Raw genomic sequence first — 17,678 nt, forward strand, 5'->3', positions numbered from 1 at the left:
CCTTTGCCTAAAACCTCAGTTGCAATCGTTTGGGTGGCCGTGGGTGTTCACCCTTCCTCCGTAAACCCGGGTCCCCGAACAAATCCAACGGGGGGGGGGGGGGGGGGGGCCCCCGCCCCCCCACCCCTCCCGTCGCCGTTCGATCTACCCGTCGGTAGCATCCTGGCCATGGCAGACACCCAGCAGATCGACGAGACCCCCGGCACCGTCCAGGACCCCAGGGCCGAACGGGCCGCGGCCAAGCTCGCGCAGCGGATCACCGCCTTCTCCAAGGCGCACGGCGGCGCCGAGGCCCAGGTCGCGTACATCGGACAGCGCGGCGCCCGCATCGTCCTCGTCGGTGAGGACGGCGGCTGGGGCGACCTCGTGGCGACGAGCTACGAGATCGCCGAGAACGCCGTCAAGAAGGCCGGGATCACCGTCCACGAGGCGTTCGACGGCGAGTTCGCGGCCAAGGTGAAGACCGGTCCGTACGAGTGGAAGCGCATGGCCGGCATCCAGCTCGGCGGTCCCTCCAACGCCTGACCCGTCACCCCTCGCACGGACGGCCGACAATCGTCGGCTGTTCGCACGGGGTGTGTGCGACCAACACCTGACACCCGGCTCAGCCGTTAGGACCTGAAAAGCAACGGTCCATGCGCGGGAGTCCGGATGATCGAAACGCCGTCCCTGGTGGACCAGTACTGCCACGGCGTACTGCGGACGGAGCTGGGCCTCGGCACGTTCGAGGCCCACCTCGCCAGGACCGAGGGGCCGCCGGCCGCGGGCACCACCTTCTTCGACACCCAGACCGGCTTCGCCGTACGACGCTGGTGCCCGCCCCTGCTCGGACTCGAACCGCACTGCACGCCCGCCCGCTATCTGGCCCGGCGCCGCGAACTCGGTGTCCTGGAGTCGGGCCGCCGACTGCTGCGCGGCAGCGGCATCACCACGTATCTCGTCGACACCGGTCTGCCCGGCGATCTGACCGGGCCGGGCGAGATGGCCTCCGCGGGAGACGCGCGGGCGCACGAGATCGTCCGACTGGAACTGCTCGCCGAACAGGTCGCCGACACCTCGGGAACCGTCGAGGCCTTTCTCGCCAATCTCGCCGAATCCGTCCACGGAGCCGCCGCGAACGCCGTGGCCTTCACCTCCGTCGCGGGCGTGCGGCACGGACTGGCCCTCGCGCCGGAACCGCCGGGACCGGGGGAGGTGCGGGGCGCGGCGGGCCGCTGGCTCGCGGGCCGCCGGGTCGGCGGCACGCTCACCGACCCCGTCCTGCTCCGCCATCTGCTGTGGATCGCCGTCGCCTCGGGTCTGCCGCTCCAGCTCCACGCGGGCCTCGGCGAACCCGGCCGGCGCGTCGACCGCACCGACCCGGCGCCGCTGACGGACTTCGTCCGGGCCACGGCGGGCCTCGGCACGGACCTGGTCCTGCTGCACGGCTATCCCCACCACCGGCACGCCGCCCACCTCGCCGGTGTCTTCGCGCACGTCTACGCCGACTCGGGCGCCGCCCTGGTGCGCACCGGAGCCCGGGCCGCGACCGTTCTCGCCGAGATCCTGGAGCTGGCGCCGTTCGGCAAGATCCTCTTCTCCAGCGGGGCGCACGGCCTGCCCGAGCTGCACGTGGTGGGCGCCCGTCTGTTCCGGGAGGCGCTCGGCCGGGTGTTCGGCGGCTGGGTCGCGGAAGGGGCGTGGTCCCTGGAGGACGCCCAGCGCGTGGCCACGATGGTCGCGGCGGGCAACGCGCGGCGGGTGTACGGGGTGGGGTGAACCCACGGGCGCACCCCGGAGCCGACAGGCGCACCCCCGGACTCACAGCGCTCCCCCGGACCCACAGGCGCACCCCGGAGCCCACAGGCCCCCGCCGGTGCCCGCCGAGGGGCTACGCGCGGGTCAGGGCCGACGTGGTCGTGGGACCCGGCAGATCCGCCACGGTCTCCGGGCGCTCGCGCAGGGCCAGCAGCACCCGCAGTACGCCGATCCACACGAGGCAGGAGCCGACCATGTGGAGGACGACCAGGGCCTCGGGCAGGTCGGTGAAGTACTGGACGTAGCCGATGACACCCTGGGCCATGAGGATCAGGAACAGGTCGCGGGTGCGCCGCAGCGGACCCTGGGGGGCGTCCACCGCCTTCAGGACGAACCAGAGGGCGAACGTCAGTGTGACGACGATCCAGGCCAGCACGGCGTGCAGCTTGGCGACGTTCTCCCAGCCGACGGGGATGCGGTCGACCTCGCTGGAGTCGCCCGCGTGCGGTCCGGCGCCGGTGACGACCGTGCCGACCGCGATCAGCAGGGCCGAGGCGACGACCAGGAACCACACGAGCTGCTGGACGGACTTGCCGACCAGCGGACGCGGCGCCGCGTCACCCTCGCGGGTGCGCTGCCACAGGAGCGTGGCGACGGTGATGAGCGCGGTGGAGAGCAGGAAGTGGGCGGCGACCGTGTACGGGTTGAGGCCGACCAGGACGACGATCCCGCCGAGGACCGCGTTGCTCATGACGATCCAGAACTGGGCCCAGCCGAGCCGGGTGAGGTCGCGTCGCCACGGCTTCCGCGACCGCGCCGCGATGATCGCCCACCCGACGGCCGCGCACAGCACGTACGTCAGCATGCGGTTGCCGAACTCGATGGCGCCGTGGAAGCCCATCGCGCTCGTCGCCGTGAGCGAGTCGTCGGTGCACTTGGGCCAGGTCGGGCAGCCGAGGCCGGAGCCGGTGAGCCGCACGGCACCGCCGGTGAGGACGATGACGACCGCCATGACGAGCGCGGCGAGGGCCGCCCGCCGGACCGTCCGGGAGGCCGGGGTCCAGCGTTCGGCGATGAAGGCGAGCGGGTTGCGCACCGCGCTGAGGGCGTCGGCTCGGGTCAGGTTCTGCACGCGCACCATCGTAGGGGCCCGCTTGTGCACGCTTTCACGAGGGTCCGTCCCGGGAGCGGCGGGCCGGCCGCCTCCCAGGGCGGGGGCGCTCACAGCCGGTGGCGGGATCACCCCGCTCCCGGCGGGGCGGGCCGGTCACTCCCAGCGGAAGAACCGGCCGGCCGCGCCGAGGCCCACGACCGCCCAGACCGCCAGGATTCCCAGGTCGCCCCAGGGCATCTGGGCGCCGTGCTGGAGCACCGCCCGCAGCCCGTCCGAGAGCGCCGAGACGGGCAGCAGAGCGAGCACGTCCTGGGCTCCCGCGGGGAACTTGTCCAGCGGCACGATCACCCCGCCGCCGACCAGGAAGAGCAGGAAGACGAGGTTCGCCGCGGCCAGTGTCGCCTCGGCCCTGAGCGTGCCAGCCATGAGCAGGCCGAGCCCGGAGAAGGCGGCCGTGCCGAGGACCAGCAGGAGCAGGACGGCGAACGGATTGCCGTGCGGCGACCAGCCCAGCGCGAACGCGATCGCGGTGAGCAGGATCACCTGAAGGATCTCGGTGACGAGGACCGACACCGTCTTCGCGGTCATCAGCCCCCAGCGGGGGAGCGGAGAGGCCGCCAGCCGCTTCAGGACGCCGTACCGGCGCTCGAAGCCCGTGGCGATGGCCTGGCCGGTGAACGCCGTCGACATCACGGCCAGCGCCAGGATGCCCGGCGCCAGGAAGTCGACGGCCTCGCCCGCGCCGGTGTCGATGATGTCGACCGAGCTGAACAGCACCAGGAGCAGGGTCGGGATGACGACCGTCAGGAGAAGCTGCTCGCCGTTGCGGAGCAGCATCTTCGTCTCCAGCGCGGCCTGCGCGCCGATCATGCGGGGCAGCGGGGCCGCGCCCGGCCTCGGGGTGTACGTACCGGCGGTGGTCACGGCGGCTCCCTGCCGGTCGGCTCCCAGCTGTGCCTGGCTCATGAACGCAGCTCCTTGCCGGTCAGCTCCAAAAAGACGTCTTCCAGGGTGTGGCGTTCGACCGAGATCTTCTCCGGCATCACCCCGTGCTGGGCGCACCAGGACGTCACGGTCGCCAGCAGCTGCGGATCGACCTTGCCGCCGACCCGGTAGGAGCCCGGTGTCAGCTCGGCCGCGGTGGAGTCCGCGGGCAGGGCCTTCAGCAGGGAGCCCACGTCGAGCCCCGGGCGGCCGGTGAAGCGCAGGGTGTTCTCGGCGCCGCCGCGGCACAGCTCGTCTGGGGAGCCCTGGGCGACGACCCGGCCGGCGTCGATGATCGCGACGTCGTCGGCGAGCTGTTCGGCCTCGTCCATGTGGTGCGTGGTGAGGATCACCGAGACACCGTCGGAACGCAGGTCGCGGACCAGGTCCCAGGTCGCGCGGCGGGCCTGCGGGTCGAGGCCCGCGGTCGGCTCGTCCAGGAAGACCAGCTCGGGACGGCCGACGACCGCCATGGCGAGCGCGAGGCGCTGCTGCTGGCCGCCCGACAGCCGCCGGTACGTCGTGCGGCCGCAGCTCTCCAGGCCGAGCCGCTCGATGAGCGCGTCCACGTCCAGCGGGTGGGCGTGCAGTCTCGCCACATGGCGGAGCATCTCGTCCGCGCGGGCGCCCGAGTAGACGCCGCCGGACTGGAGCATCACGCCGATCCGGGTGTGCAGCTCGCCGGACTGCCTCACCGGGTCGAGCCCCAGGACGCGCACCGTGCCGGAGTCCGGCCTGCGGTATCCCTCGCAGGTCTCGACCGTGGTGGTCTTGCCCGCTCCGTTGGGTCCGAGTACGGCGGTGACGCCCGCCGCGGCCACCAGGTCGAGGCCGTCCACCGCGGTCTTCGTTCCGTACCGCTTCACCAGGGCCTGGACCTGGACCACGGGCTCGCTTCGCATGAGGAGCAAGTCTAGGGACGTCTGCGCGGCACCGGACCGCCGGGGGCAGGGGCGGTCTCGGCGTACAGCTCCCGCGGCCGGTGCAGCGACAGCCACCGCTCCGCGTACGCCACGGCGTCGGCCACCGGGAAGAGCCGTGCCCGGGCCGCGCCCACCGTCCCCCGTACGACGGGACGGTCCCGCTCGAAGTCGGAGCCGAGCTCCTCGAACCGCTCGGAGGTGATCGACACCTCCCGCACCGTCTGCCAGCCCGTGGGGGAGGGCCGTCCGACCTCCACGACGGGCGAGGGGATGCGGTACTCGGCCAGGTGGAAGCCGGTGCAGCTGTCGTAGCCCGCGCCGAGCAGCAGGACGCGGGCGCCACAGGCCTCCAGCCGGGCCAGCGGGCTCCGCTCGCCGAGCCGGCAGTCGGGCGCGTGTCCGCCGACGATCGCGGCCGCGGCCGGGCCCAGCGCCGCGAACGAGGTCTCCGGGTGCGCGCTGCGCAGGGCGCCGGGCCAGGTGCGGACGGTCTCGGGTATCACGCCGACCCCGCGGGAGGGCGTCACGCGCGGGTCGTAGACGGGCATGGTCGCCCGGATGGTCGGCCACCACTCCTCGGGAACCGGAGGGCGGCTCCACAACGCCGGATCGGAGAGGTCGCCGGACTGCGTCGGCACCACCAGGGTGCCGTGCGGACCGAGTGCGTCGAGCAGTCCCTGGACGACGGCCACGGGGCCGCCGTTCACCCAGCCGAGGGCACTGAGCGAGGAGTGCGCGAGAAGCGTTTCTCCGGGCTGTACGCCCAGCGCGCGCAGGTCCCCGGCGAGGGTGTCCCGGGTGACGAGTGGGCCGGTCGGAGGGGGTGTCGGCATGGTCCCGGAGTCTTCCCGAGAGACCGTCCGGACGCCACCGAATTGATCGATCAAAGATCGTTTGCCCAGGTCACGTTAGGTATACCTAAGTGATGCAGCGCACCGCCCGCCCTGGAGGGCGCGGCTTGTCAGGGCCTGAGGAATTACGCAACAATGGTGTTGTGAAAAACGTTGGCGAGGCTCGGGAGACCCCCACGGGGGCCCCGCAGGAGGAACTCGCGACCGGTGAGCGCTCGACGCGCAACCGGGTCGTGCGGTCCGTCCTGGACCACGGCCCGTCGACCGTCGCCGACCTGGCGGGCCGACTGGGCCTGACCCATGCCGCCGTGCGCCGTCATCTGGACGCGCTGGTCGCCGACGACGTCGTGGAAGCACGTGAACAGCGGGTCTACGGAGCGCGGACACGCGGCCGTCCCGCCAAGGTGTTCGCCCTGACCGACTGCGGCCGGGACGCCTTCGACCAGTCCTACGACAAGCTCGCCGAGGACGCCCTGCGCTGGATCGCCGAGCGCGAGGGCGGGGACGAGGCGATCCTCTCCTTCGCCCGCGCCAGGATCGCCGCGCAGGCCGGGGCGTACCGCCGGGCCATCGAGGCCGCGACCCCCGAGGAACGCACCGAAGCCCTGGCGAAGGCCCTCAGCGCGGACGGGTACGCTGCCACGGCGCGCAGCGCACCGGTCGGCGAGCAGCTCTGCCAGCACCACTGCCCGGTGGCGCACGTCGCCGAGCGGTTCCCGCAGCTGTGCGAGGCGGAGACGGAGTTCTTCTCCCAGCTGCTCGGCACGCACGTCCAGCGGCTGGCCACCATCGCCCACGGCGACGGGGTGTGCACGACGTTCATCCCCAAGATTTCGCACGACACTCACAACGCATCTGCAAGCACCGCCGGGAGGAACCCCGCATGACGCTCCCCATCGAGGAGACTGCCCACCCCGAGCTCGAGGGTCTGGGCACGTACGAATACGGCTGGGCCGACTCCGACGTGGCCGGTGCCTCCGCCAAGCGAGGTATCAACGAGGACGTCGTCCGCGACATCTCCGCGAAGAAGAACGAGCCGGAGTGGATGACCAAGCTCCGTCTCAAGGGTCTGCGCCTCTTCGGCAAGAAGCCCATGCCCAACTGGGGTTCCGACCTGTCGGGCATCGACTTCGACAACATCAAGTACTTCGTGCGCTCCACGGAGAAGCAGGCGGAGTCCTGGGAGGACCTGCCCGAGGACATCAAGAACACGTACGACAAGCTCGGCATCCCCGAGGCGGAGAAGCAGCGCCTCGTCGCCGGTGTCGCGGCCCAGTACGAGTCCGAGGTCGTCTACCACCAGATCAACGAAGAGCTTGAGGCGCAGGGTGTCATCTTCATGGACACCGACACGGCGCTCAAGGAGCACCCGGAGCTCTTCAAGGAGTACTTCGGCACCGTCATCCCGGTCGGTGACAACAAGTTCGCGTCGCTGAACACCGCGGTGTGGTCCGGCGGCTCGTTCATCTACGTGCCGAAGGGCGTGCACGTCGAGATTCCGCTCCAGGCCTACTTCCGTATCAACACGGAGAACATGGGCCAGTTCGAGCGGACGCTGATCATCGTCGACGAGGACGCCTACGTCCACTACGTCGAGGGTTGCACGGCGCCGATCTACTCCTCGGACTCGCTGCACTCCGCCGTGGTCGAGATCATCGTGAAGAAGGGCGGCCGCTGCCGCTACACGACGATCCAGAACTGGTCGAACAACGTCTACAACCTGGTCACCAAGCGCGCCGTGGCGTACGAGGGCGCGACCATGGAGTGGATCGACGGCAACATCGGCTCCAAGGTCACCATGAAGTACCCGGCCGTCTACCTGATGGGCGAGCACGCCAAGGGCGAGACCCTGTCCATCGCCTTCGCGGGCGAGGGCCAGCACCAGGACGCCGGCTCCAAGATGGTCCACATGGCGCCGAACACCTCCTCGAACATCGTGTCGAAGTCGGTGGCGCGCGGTGGTGGCCGTACGTCCTACCGCGGTCTCGTCGAGATCGGCGAGGGCGCCCACGGCTCGAAGTCGAACGTCCTGTGCGACGCGCTGCTCGTCGACACCATCTCCCGCTCGGACACGTACCCGTACGTGGACGTCCGCGAGGACGACGTGTCCATGGGCCACGAGGCCACCGTCTCCAAGGTCTCGGACGACCAGCTCTTCTACCTGATGAGCCGCGGTCTGACCGAGTTCGAGGCGATGGCCATGATCGTGCGCGGCTTCGTCGAGCCCATCGCCAAGGAACTGCCCATGGAGTACGCCCTCGAGCTCAACCGGCTGATCGAGCTCCAGATGGAAGGCTCGGTCGGCTAAGTGCCGGCCGCCGTATCCATCAAGCCACTCACGTAAGAAAGCGAGCAGACCGACAGCCATGGCTGAGGCTCAGAACTCCCCCAAGTCCTCGACTGCGCTCGGACAGGGGGCGCCCCCACCGCTGGGCAGCACGACCGCCGGCCAGATCGCGGTGGCCGCCGAGTCGACCGTCGCCACGCGCATGAGCGCGCCCCCCTCCTTCGACGTGGCGGACTTCCCGGTCCCCCACGGCCGCGAGGAGGAGTGGCGGTTCACCCCGCTGGAGCGCCTGCGCGGGCTGCACGACGGCACCGCCGTCGCGACCGGCGAAGGCGTACGGATCGACGTGGAGGCCCCCGAGGGCGTCACCGTCGAGACGGTCGCCCGCGACGACGCCCGGATCGGCAAGGCCGGCACCCCGGTGGACCGTGTCGCCGCCCAGGCCTTCTCGGCCTTCGAGAAGGCCGGCGTCGTCACCGTCCCCAAGGAGACGGTGCTGACCGAGCCCATCCGGATCGCCGTGCACGGCGAGGGCGGCGTCGCCTACGGCCACCAGGTCATCGAGCTGGGAGCCTTCGCCGAGGCCGTCGTCGTCATCGACCACACCGGTGACGCGGTGCTCGCCGCCAACGTCGACTACGTCCTCGGCGACGGCGCCAAGCTGACCGTCGTCTCCGTCCAGGACTGGGACGACGCGGCCGTGCACGTCGGCCAGCACAACGCGCTGATCGGCCGCGACGCCACCTTCAAGTCGTTCGTGGTCACCTTCGGCGGCGACCTCGTACGCCTCCACCCGCGTATCACCTACGCGGGCACCGGCGGCGAGGCCGAGCTGTTCGGCCTGTACTTCACGGACGCCGGTCAGCACCAGGAGCACCGTCTCCTGGTCGACCACAACACCCCGCACTGCAAGTCCAACGTCATGTACAAGGGCGCGCTGCAGGGCGAGGGAGCGCACGCCGTCTGGATCGGCGACGTTCTCATCGAGGCCAAGGCCGAGGGCACGGACACCTACGAGATGAACCGCAACCTGGTTCTGACCGACGGTGCCCGCGTCGACTCCGTGCCGAACCTGGAGATCGAGACCGGTGAGATCGTCGGCGCCGGCCACGCCTCCGCGACCGGCCGCTTCGACGACGAGCAGCTCTTCTACCTGATGGCCCGCGGCATCCCCGCCGACGAGGCCCGCCGTCTGGTGGTCCGCGGCTTCTTCGTCGAACTGGTCCAGCAGATCGGTGTCGACGACATCGAAGAGCGCCTTCTCGTGAAGATCGACGAGGAGCTGGAGGCGTCGCTCTGATGCCCGGCACCTTCGTGCGCGTCTGTGGGCTGAGCGAGCTGGAGGAGGACACCCCGAAGCGGGTGGAACTCGACGGCACGCCGGTCTCGGTCGTGAAGACCGAGGGGGAGGTGTTCGCGATCAACGACATCTGCTCGCACGCGAACGTCTCGCTCTCCGAGGGCGAGGTGGAGGACTGCCAGATCGAGTGCTGGCTGCACGGCTCCGCGTTCGACCTCCGCACCGGCAAGCCGTCCGGTCTTCCCGCGACGCGCCCCGTCCCCGTTTACCCCGTTCAGATCGAAGGGGACGACGTGCTCGTCTCCCTCAACCAGGAGTCCTGAGGCACCCATGGCAACGCTTGAAATCCACGACCTGCACGTCACCGTCGAGGCCGACAACGCCACGAAGGAGATCCTCAAGGGCGTCGACCTGACCGTGAAGCAGGGCGAGACGCACGCCATCATGGGCCCCAACGGCTCCGGCAAGTCGACCCTCGCCTACTCGCTCGCGGGCCACCCCAAGTACACGATCACCGGCGGCACCGTCACCCTCGACGGTGAGGACGTCCTGGAGATGTCCGTCGACGAGCGTGCCCGCGCGGGCCTGTTCCTCGCGATGCAGTACCCGGTCGAGATCCCCGGTGTCTCGGTCTCCAACTTCCTGCGCACCTCCGCCACCGCCGTCCGCGGCGAGGCCCCCAAGCTGCGTACGTGGGTGAAGGAGGTCAGGGAGACCATGGAGCGTCTGTCCATGGACCCGGCCTTCGCCGAGCGCAACGTCAACGAGGGCTTCTCCGGCGGTGAGAAGAAGCGCCACGAGATCCTTCAGCTGGAGCTGCTCAAGCCGAAGATCGCGATCCTCGACGAGACCGACTCCGGCCTGGACGTCGACGCCCTGCGCGTCGTCTCCGAGGGCGTGAACCGGGTCCGCGAGACCGGTGAGGTGGGCACCCTGCTCATCACCCACTACACGCGCATCCTGCGCTACATCAAGCCCGACTTCGTGCACGTCTTCTCCGGCGGCCGCATCGTCGAGTCCGGCGGTGCCGAGCTCGCGGACAAGCTGGAGAACGAGGGCTACGAGTCGTACGCACTCGACGCGAAGGGTGGAGTATCAGCGTGACACAGCTGCCGGGCCTCCTCGACACCGAGGCGATCCGCAAGGACTTCCCCATCCTGGACCGTCAGGTCCACGACGGTAAGAAGCTGGTGTACCTGGACAACGCGGCGACCTCGCAGAAGCCGCGCCAGGTACTGGACGCCCTCAGTGGCTACTACGAGCGCTACAACGCCAACGTCCACCGCGGTGTGCATGTGCTCGCCGAGGAGGCCACGGCGCTGTACGAGGGCGCGCGCGACAAGGTCGCCGCGTTCATCAACGCGCCGAGCCGCGACGAGGTGATCTTCACCAAGAACGCCTCCGAGTCGCTCAACCTCGTGGCCAACATGCTGGGCTGGGCCGACGAGCCCTACCGCGTGGACCACGAGACCGAGATCGTCATCACCGAGATGGAGCACCACTCCAACATCGTTCCGTGGCAGCTGCTCTCGCAGCGCACCGGCGCGAAGCTGAAGTGGTTCGGCCTCACCGACGACGGCCGTCTCGACCTGTCGAACATCGACGAGATCATCACGGAGAAGACGAAGATCGTCTCCTTCGTGCTGGTGTCGAACATCCTGGGCACCGTGAACCCGGTCGAGGCGATAGTGCGCCGCGCCCAGGAGGTCGGCGCCCTGGTGCTGATCGACGCGTCGCAGGCCGCGCCGCACATGCCGCTCGACGTCCAGGCCCTCCAGGCCGACTTCGTGGCCTTCACCGGTCACAAGATGTGCGGTCCGACGGGCATCGGCATCCTGTGGGGCCGTCAGGAACTCCTGGAGGACCTTCCGCCGTTCCTCGGCGGCGGCGAGATGATCGAGACCGTGTCGATGCACTCGTCGACGTACGCGCCGGCGCCGCACAAGTTCGAGGCGGGCACCCCGCCGATCGCGCAGGCGGTCGGTCTGGGCGCGGCGATCGACTATCTCTCGGCGATCGGCATGGACAAGATCCTCGCCCACGAGCACGCGCTCACCGAGTACGCGGTGAAGCGGCTCGCGGAGGTCCCCGACCTTCGGATCATCGGCCCCACCACGGCCGAGGACCGCGGCGCGGCGATCTCGTTCACGCTGGGCGACATCCACCCGCACGACGTGGGCCAGGTTCTCGACGAGCAGGGCATCGCGGTCCGGGTCGGTCACCACTGCGCCCGTCCGGTCTGCCTGCGGTACGGAATTCCTGCGACCACGCGGGCGTCGTTCTATCTGTACTCCACGCCGTCCGAGATCGACGCTCTGGTCGACGGCCTGGAGCACGTACGGAACTTCTTCGGCTGAGGGGCTGGCTGGGAACGTGAAGCTGGATTCGATGTACCAGGAAGTCATCCTGGACCACTACAAGCACCCGCACGGGCGCGGTCTGAGGGACGGCGACGCCGAGGTGCACCACGTCAACCCCACGTGCGGTGACGAGATCACCCTGCGGGTGAAGTACGACGGCGAGCGGATCGAGGACATCTCGTACGAGGGTCAGGGCTGCTCGATCAGCCAGGCCTCGGCCTCCGTTCTGAACGACCTCCTGGTCGGCAAGGACGTGTCCGACGCGCAGAAGATCCAGGAGACCTTCCTGGAGCTGATGCAGTCCAAGGGCCGGATCGAGCCCGACGACGCGATGGAGGAGGTGCTGGAGGACGCGGTCGCGTTCGCCGGTGTCTCCAAGTACCCGGCCCGGGTCAAGTGCGCCCTCCTCAGCTGGATGGCGTGGAAGGACGCGACGGCCCAGGTTCTGGGCGAGAGCGCCGAGAGGGAGACGGCATGAGCGAGAACACTGTGACATCGGACGAGACCGCCGTGACGGCGGACGAGTCCGTGGTCGCGTCGGGCGAGACCGCCGCGGCGCCGGCCGGGAGCCTGACGGCGAAGCCCGCCTCGGAGGAAGAGGTCCGCGAGGCGCTCTACGACGTCGTCGACCCCGAGCTGGGTATCGACGTCGTCAACCTCGGCCTCATCTACGGCATTCACATCGACGACGCGAACATCGCGACGATCGACATGACGCTGACGTCCGCGGCCTGCCCGCTCACCGACGTCATCGAGGACCAGGCCAAGTCCGCCACGGACGGCCTCGTCAACGAGCTGCGCATCAACTGGGTCTGGATGCCGCCGTGGGGCCCGGACAAGATCACGGACGACGGCCGCGAGCAGCTGCGCGCGCTCGGGTTCAACGTCTGAGTCCTCGGGTCCTGGGCTTCGGCCCTTGAGCACCCCGCACGGGGCGGCACCTTCGGGTGCCGCCCCTTCGCGTTTCCCGGGGTGCGCGGGCTCAGGCCCAGCCCCGCACCAGGCGGAACGCCGAGTCCGCCCGGTAGAGCCGGTCGCGCTCGTAACGCTCCAGGCGGAGCTGGAAGTTGCGGTGGCGCAGGAACCGGCCCGGGTAGTTGACCGCCTCCAGCATGACGGCGTCCGAGCGGGAGGACGCCCGGGGGCAGAAGGTGGCGTCCTCCCGGAAGAGCGCGGAGCCGTTGTCGCGGTCGGCCCGCAGCAGGAAGTCGCGGTGGCGCAGGTAGGAGCCGTCGGTGGTGACGAACGAGTAGCAGGAGGACTTCGCCAGTCCGGGAACCACCGTGAAGCTGGCGGCCCGCCGGGTCGCGGCCGGACTGCCGGAGCCGACCGGGTCGAGACGGACCTGACCATCGCTCAGATGCCAGTACCGGTCGGGGTAGTTGACCGCCTGGACGGACTTCGACCGCGAGGAATGCCGGGGCGCGGAAGCGCTGCCGGAGGCGGCGGGTGCCGATGTCCCGGGGGCGGCCCCGCTCCCGGCGCCCTGGTCCGACGGACTTGGCGACACCGAGTCCCGCGACGCGGAAGCCGGTGAGGCCGAGCGTGAGGTGCCCGGCGAGGACAGTGCGTTCTTGCCCGCCGGCGCGGTGCTCGCTCCCGCAGGCGCGCCGAGGAGGAAGGGGTTCGCCGTGTCGGCCAGGGTCCTGTTGCCCGCGTGACGTGACGAGACGTCAGGAGTGTTCGCCTGTACGGAGATCACGGCTATGACGGTGATGGTGACGGCCGCCGCGAGTCCGCAGGCCAGCCAGAGCCGGCGGGTTCCCGGCAGCCTGCCCTCGTCGTCCGCCCCGACAGCCTCCCAGGGCGTCGGGGACACGGGTACGAGGTCGGTCGACACCGGGTAGGGCGCGCCGCGCGGGGTGGGATACCAGGGCGTGATCTCCCTGGAGGGGGTGGACCCGTCGGGACCGGATCCGGGCGTCACTTCTGGCATGCGCGTTCCTAAGCGGGGGAGGGCGAGCGCGTGAGGGGCGAAGCGAAAGGGCGGAGGACGCGGCACACGGAGCGGGCGGTCATGGAGACCCGGTGTGCGGCTGGTGAAACAGTAGTGGAACCGGTGGCTACTGAGCAGTCGTTTCGCGCGCCGATGCCGAGAAGTGCCAGCGATCTTTTCGGGCAATCGCCCACAGAGTCATGGGAGTTGGGCGGGGGAGAGGGCCCTTCCGGGTGAGGGGCCGCCGGTGGCCGCGCGTCGGCGTCCGCCGGTGCGCGCCCCGCGGGGGTGTCCCGGTGGCGGTGGCGGAGCGTGGGTCACCGGGGGAGACTGCCGTTCATGGCTGTCTCTTTCTACCAACTGGTCATCGACGCCCACGACCTGCCGGCGCTCGCCCGCTTCTGGTGCCAGGTCCTCGACTGGCAGGTGCTGTTCGAGGACGAGGACGAGATCGTCATCGGCGCCGACGCGACCGCGCTCCCCGGAATCTGCTTCGTCCCCGTCGGCGAGCGCAAGACCGTCAAGAACCGGCTCCACATCGATCTCGCGCCGGACGACCGGGCCGCCGAGGTCGAGCGGATCCTCGCCCTCGGGGCCGGCCGGGCCGACGTGGGGCAGGGCGAGGACGTGACATGGACCGTCCTCACCGATCCCGAGGGCAACGAGTTCTGCGTACTGCGCCCGAAGAAGTCGCTACTCGACTGACCCGGGCGCCTGCGGTCCACCGGGGGCCTGCGGCCCGCCGGAAGCGGCAGGTCCACCGGGCGCCTGCGGCCCGCCGGGTCCACCGGGTGTCCCCATGGCGGCCGCGCGCACCAGCACGTCCGCCAGCCCCTCCCTGCGGATGCGCTGGTCGATGTACAGCAGGCTGCTCACCAACGGCATGAACACCATGAAGAACACCTGGACGAGGACGCCCGCGATCGCCGAGAGCACCAGGGCCGGTCCCAGGTCGGGCAGCATCTGGACGTAGATCTCGCTCACGCTCACGGGTGTCCGCGCCGAGGAGGTGTACGGCTGCGGGGTCGGCATGGCGAACCTGAACGGCACATTGACCACGATGGAGACGATGCACGCGATCAAGCCGGCCAGCAGGGTGATGCCGAACGTGCGCCACCACACACCGCGTACCAGCCGCGCCGATCGACGCAGCGCGGTCAGGGGGGACGCCCCCTCCAGCACGGCGACGGCCGGGGCGAAGCTGAACCGGACGAGCAGCCAGAGCGCCAGGGGGAACGAGAGCAGCAGGAGCAGGAAGGCGAGACCGGCCGGGACGAACGGCTCGCCGTCCGAGGTCGCGGCCATCATCATTCCGAAGAACATCAAGGCGAACATCGCCATCGGAATCGCTATGAACGCGCCCATCAGCAGGGTCACCCCGAGAACGGACGGGGTACGCGACCAGGCGCGCTTCCCTACGGCGCCGAGGGGGACCCGGCGCCCGAGGACCGCGTCGTGCAGGGTGGCCGCGGACGAGGCCTGGATGAAGGAGCTCGCCACCAGCGAGACCAGCATGCCCACGGCCCACACACCGCCGAACGCGATCAGGACGGCGCGCAGATCGGCGGGGTCGATGGACCGGGGCGCCGCGGACATGCGGTGCAACTGGTCCTTCGTCGACTGGTAGGCGAGGACCTCCATGCCCACCGTCAGGGCCGCCAGGACCACCACGCCCGCGAGGGCGAGCCCGAACAGCGGCTTCGCGTAGCGGCGCATCGTGGCGAAGGCGCCACCGAGGATGTGGTCCACGCCGAGCGGAGCCAGGGGGATCACACCCGGCTTGGGCGGTGGCGGCGGCGGTGGCATCCAGCCCCAGCCGCCCGGAGCCCCCCAGTAAGGTCCCGACGGCCCCGACGGTCCCCACCCCGAACTGTCCGACATGCCCTCGCGCTCCATACGTTGTCGGGAGTCTGTTCGACTGCGGCCCCCTTGTGATCGCGAAGGATATCCGCTGGGACACATGGTGCCCATGGCATATACGGGATCCATACGCGGGCGACCGCGGACGCCGGATGCGTACGTCCGTACACATCCCTGAGTTCCATGTGTACAGTCGTACGCATGGGATACGTCCTGCTCGCCGGTGCCATCGCGGCGGAGGTCGGCGCGACCACCGCGATGAAGTACACGGAGGGCTTCAGCAGGCTGTGGCCGTCCTTGCTGACCGTCCTCGGATACGTCGTCGCCTTCGCGCTGCTGGCGCAGACCCTGAAGACCGTGTCGGTCGGCACGGCGTACGCGATCTGGGCCGGCGTCGGTACCGCCGCCATCGCCGTGATCGGCACGCTGTTCCTCGGCGAGGGGCTCACCGCCGCGAAGACCGCCGGGATCGTACTGATCATCGGCGGGGTCGTCCTGCTGAACCTGGGCGGGGCGCACTGATGGCCGGGCCCGGCACGGCGGACGGCGCACCGTGATGGCGCGGCGCCACGACCCCGAGCGGCGGCAGCGGATCATCGACGCGGCGATCCGTGTCGTCGGCGCCCAGGGCATCGCGGGGCTCAGCCACCGCTCCGTCGCGGCCGAGGCCGATGTGCCGCTCGGCTCCACCACCTACCACTTCAGGACCCTCGACGAACTCATGGTCGCCGCCCTGCGCCAGGCGAACGAGGGCTTCGCCAAGGTGCTCGCCGCCCGCGGCACCCTGGAGGACACCCGCGCGGACCTGGCCGCCGAACTCGCCGGACTGACCGGCGAATGGCTGGCCGGCGACCGCACGGGCGTGGAGCTGGAGTACGAGCTCTACCTCGCCGCCCTCCGCCGGCCCGCGCTGCGCCCGGTGGCCGCCGAATGGATCGACAGCCTCGTCGGACCGCTGACCCACCGCACCGATCCGGTCACCGCACGGGCGCTCGTCGCCCTGCTGGACGGGATCTGCCTCCAGGTACTGCTGACGGGGACGCCGTACGACGAGGAGTACGCCCGGGAGGCACTCGCGCGGATCCTGCGGAGCCACGAGGGGGCCGCTGACGGTCCGGGCCGGTGACCGGACGCCCGCTCACCGAGACGCCCCGCGTACCGGTTCGCCCGCGCGGCCCCCGCCAAGTTAGGTTGCACTCATGACCGACACGACTGCTTCTCGTACCACCGGCGCCGTCGCCGCCGGGCTCGCCACCCTCACCGCCGACGGCACCGTTCTCGACACCTGGTTCCCCGCACCCGAACTCTCCGAGGGCCCCGGCCCGTCCGGCACCGAGCGGCTGTCCGCCGAGCGCGCCGTGGAACTGCTGGGCGAGGGAGCCGCGCAGGCCATCGGCCCGGACGCCCGGCGGGGCGTCGAGGTGGTCGCGGTCCGTACGGTCATCGCCTCGCTGGACGACAAGCCGCTCGACGCGCACGACGCGTACCTGCGTCTGCACCTCCTCTCGCACCGCCTGGTCAAGCCGCACGGCCAGAACCTGGACGGCTTGTTCGGGCTGCTCGCCAACGTCGCCTGGACCTCGCTCGGTCCGGTCGCCGTCGACGACGTCGAGAAGGTCCGGCTGAACGCGCGCGCCGCGGGCCTGCACCTCCAGGTGACCTCCATCGACAAGTTCCCGCGCATGACGGACTACGTCGCGCCCAAGGGCGTCCGCGTCGCCGACGCCGACCGGGTCCGCCTCGGCGCGCACCTCGCCGCGGGCACGACCGTCATGCACGAGGGCTTCGTGAACTTCAACGCGGGCACGCTCGGCACCTCCATGGTCGAGGGCCGCATCTCGGCCGGTGTCGTCGTCGGCGACGGTTCGGACATCGGCGGCGGCGCGTCCACCATGGGCACCCTCTCGGGCGGCGGCAACGTCCGCATCACCATCGGCGAGCGCTGCCTCGTCGGCGCGGAGGCGGGCGTCGGCATCGCTCTCGGCGACGAGTGCGTGGTCGAGGCCGGGCTGTACGTCACCGCCGGTACGCGCGTGACGATGCCCGACGGCGACATCGTCAAGGCCCGCGAGCTGTCCGGGGCTTCGAACATCCTCTTCCGCCGCAACTCGGTCACCGGAACCGTCGAGGCCCGCCCGAACAACGCGGTCTGGGGCGGCCTGAACGAGGTCCTGCACAGCCACAACTGACCATCGACGGCCGCGACCCGCAGCCGTCCACTCGATCACCGCTCTGAACTGCTGCTTAGCTGTCGGCAGTTGTCGGCGTTGGTCACCATCGAGCGCCCTTCCACGGCCCCAGGACGGCCCGGGAGGGCGCTCTTGCG

20 protein-coding genes are annotated in these 17,678 nt (G+C 70.5%); 14 read left to right on the forward strand and 6 right to left on the reverse strand.

The window, feature by feature from the left end; translation table 11 throughout:
* The first annotated feature begins 168 nt into the window (after nucleotides 1-168).
* Nucleotides 169-525, forward strand: coding sequence for a hypothetical protein (locus ACF07B_RS05595; RefSeq protein WP_369481409.1), 357 nt, complete (start codon nucleotides 169-171; stop codon nucleotides 523-525).
* Nucleotides 526-651: 126 nt separating this feature from the next.
* Nucleotides 652-1,758, forward strand: coding sequence for an amidohydrolase family protein (locus ACF07B_RS05600; protein ID WP_392177819.1), 1,107 nt, complete (start codon nucleotides 652-654; stop codon nucleotides 1,756-1,758).
* A 112-nt stretch (nucleotides 1,759-1,870) separates the two neighbouring features.
* On the opposite strand, the gene ACF07B_RS05605 is transcribed toward ACF07B_RS05600, so the two are convergent.
* The 4 genes from ACF07B_RS05605 to ACF07B_RS05620 form a co-directional block, all read right to left on the reverse strand.
* The gene (locus ACF07B_RS05605) at nucleotides 1,871-2,878 is read right to left on the reverse strand and encodes a heme A synthase (RefSeq protein WP_392177820.1); all 1,008 of its coding nucleotides are present in this window, start codon (nucleotides 2,876-2,878) and stop codon (nucleotides 1,871-1,873) included.
* Between the two features lie 126 nt (nucleotides 2,879-3,004).
* Nucleotides 3,005-3,817 (reverse strand): ABC transporter permease, encoded by an 813-nt coding sequence (locus ACF07B_RS05610; RefSeq protein ID WP_392177821.1) that lies wholly within the window; start codon nucleotides 3,815-3,817, stop codon nucleotides 3,005-3,007.
* Nucleotides 3,814-4,737, reverse strand: coding sequence for an ABC transporter ATP-binding protein (locus ACF07B_RS05615; RefSeq protein WP_392177822.1), 924 nt, complete (start codon nucleotides 4,735-4,737; stop codon nucleotides 3,814-3,816). Before ACF07B_RS05615 ends, ACF07B_RS05610 begins: the two co-directional genes overlap by 4 nt.
* An 11-nt stretch (nucleotides 4,738-4,748) precedes the next feature.
* Nucleotides 4,749-5,591 carry an aminoglycoside N(3)-acetyltransferase gene (locus ACF07B_RS05620; protein ID WP_369481404.1) on the reverse strand — a complete coding sequence of 281 codons (843 nt, stop codon included), beginning with the start codon at nucleotides 5,589-5,591 and terminating at the stop codon, nucleotides 4,749-4,751.
* 161 nt (nucleotides 5,592-5,752) lie between these two features.
* Between ACF07B_RS05620 and ACF07B_RS05625 the strand changes: the two genes are divergently transcribed.
* From ACF07B_RS05625 to ACF07B_RS05660, 8 genes are read left to right on the forward strand one after another with little or no spacing between them, the layout of a single operon-like run.
* Nucleotides 5,753-6,496 (forward strand): helix-turn-helix transcriptional regulator, encoded by a 744-nt coding sequence (locus ACF07B_RS05625; protein WP_369481403.1) that lies wholly within the window; start codon nucleotides 5,753-5,755, stop codon nucleotides 6,494-6,496.
* On the forward strand, nucleotides 6,493-7,917 hold the full coding sequence (sufB, locus tag ACF07B_RS05630) for a Fe-S cluster assembly protein SufB (RefSeq protein WP_328668441.1): 1,425 nt from the start codon (nucleotides 6,493-6,495) through the stop codon (nucleotides 7,915-7,917). Before ACF07B_RS05625 ends, sufB begins: the two co-directional genes overlap by 4 nt.
* Nucleotides 7,918-7,975: 58 nt before the next feature.
* On the forward strand, nucleotides 7,976-9,196 hold the full coding sequence (gene sufD / locus ACF07B_RS05635) for a Fe-S cluster assembly protein SufD (protein WP_392177823.1): 1,221 nt from the start codon (nucleotides 7,976-7,978) through the stop codon (nucleotides 9,194-9,196).
* Complete coding sequence (locus ACF07B_RS05640) at nucleotides 9,196-9,519, forward strand: bifunctional 3-phenylpropionate/cinnamic acid dioxygenase ferredoxin subunit (RefSeq protein ID WP_328556194.1); 324 nt, start codon at nucleotides 9,196-9,198, stop codon at nucleotides 9,517-9,519. Before sufD ends, ACF07B_RS05640 begins: the two co-directional genes overlap by 1 nt.
* 7 nt (nucleotides 9,520-9,526) lie before the next feature.
* A complete protein-coding gene (gene sufC, locus ACF07B_RS05645; protein WP_328668439.1) occupies nucleotides 9,527-10,300 on the forward strand; it encodes a Fe-S cluster assembly ATPase SufC in 774 nt (257 codons plus the stop codon).
* A complete protein-coding gene (locus ACF07B_RS05650) occupies nucleotides 10,297-11,553 on the forward strand; it encodes a cysteine desulfurase (RefSeq protein WP_369481401.1) in 1,257 nt (418 codons plus the stop codon). Before sufC ends, ACF07B_RS05650 begins: the two co-directional genes overlap by 4 nt.
* 16 nt (nucleotides 11,554-11,569) lie before the next feature.
* Nucleotides 11,570-12,034 (forward strand): Fe-S cluster assembly sulfur transfer protein SufU, encoded by a 465-nt coding sequence (sufU, locus tag ACF07B_RS05655; protein WP_392177824.1) that lies wholly within the window; start codon nucleotides 11,570-11,572, stop codon nucleotides 12,032-12,034.
* Between the two features lie 50 nt (nucleotides 12,035-12,084).
* Entirely contained in the window at nucleotides 12,085-12,447 is a 363-nt protein-coding gene (locus ACF07B_RS05660; protein ID WP_362407267.1) for a metal-sulfur cluster assembly factor, read from the forward strand.
* A gap of 91 nt (nucleotides 12,448-12,538) precedes the next feature.
* Here the strand turns inward: ACF07B_RS05660 and ACF07B_RS05665 are convergent, their stop codons facing one another.
* Complete coding sequence (locus tag ACF07B_RS05665; RefSeq protein WP_392177825.1) at nucleotides 12,539-13,492, reverse strand: AbfB domain-containing protein; 954 nt, start codon at nucleotides 13,490-13,492, stop codon at nucleotides 12,539-12,541.
* Between the two features lie 339 nt (nucleotides 13,493-13,831).
* Here ACF07B_RS05665 and ACF07B_RS05670 point away from each other — a divergent pair, with 339 nt between their 5' ends.
* Entirely contained in the window at nucleotides 13,832-14,197 is a 366-nt protein-coding gene (locus tag ACF07B_RS05670; RefSeq protein WP_392177826.1) for a VOC family protein, read from the forward strand.
* On the opposite strand, the gene ACF07B_RS05675 is transcribed toward ACF07B_RS05670, so the two are convergent.
* Nucleotides 14,186-15,265 (reverse strand): hypothetical protein, encoded by a 1,080-nt coding sequence (locus ACF07B_RS05675; protein ID WP_392177827.1) that lies wholly within the window; start codon nucleotides 15,263-15,265, stop codon nucleotides 14,186-14,188. The genes ACF07B_RS05670 and ACF07B_RS05675 overlap by 12 nt on opposite strands.
* A 288-nt stretch (nucleotides 15,266-15,553) precedes the next feature.
* Between ACF07B_RS05675 and ACF07B_RS05680 the strand changes: the two genes are divergently transcribed.
* From ACF07B_RS05680 to dapD, 3 genes are all read left to right on the forward strand, one after another.
* On the forward strand, nucleotides 15,554-15,874 hold the full coding sequence (locus tag ACF07B_RS05680) for a multidrug efflux SMR transporter (RefSeq protein WP_362407213.1): 321 nt from the start codon (nucleotides 15,554-15,556) through the stop codon (nucleotides 15,872-15,874).
* Between the two features lie 34 nt (nucleotides 15,875-15,908).
* On the forward strand, nucleotides 15,909-16,478 hold the full coding sequence (locus ACF07B_RS05685) for a TetR/AcrR family transcriptional regulator (RefSeq protein ID WP_369481396.1): 570 nt from the start codon (nucleotides 15,909-15,911) through the stop codon (nucleotides 16,476-16,478).
* A gap of 73 nt (nucleotides 16,479-16,551) precedes the next feature.
* Complete coding sequence (gene dapD / locus ACF07B_RS05690; RefSeq protein ID WP_362407207.1) at nucleotides 16,552-17,541, forward strand: 2,3,4,5-tetrahydropyridine-2,6-dicarboxylate N-succinyltransferase; 990 nt, start codon at nucleotides 16,552-16,554, stop codon at nucleotides 17,539-17,541.
* The last annotated feature ends 137 nt before the right edge of the window (nucleotides 17,542-17,678 follow it).

Source organism: Streptomyces sp. NPDC015532 (genome assembly GCF_043078065.1).
GTDB lineage: Bacteria > Actinomycetota > Actinomycetes > Streptomycetales > Streptomycetaceae > Streptomyces.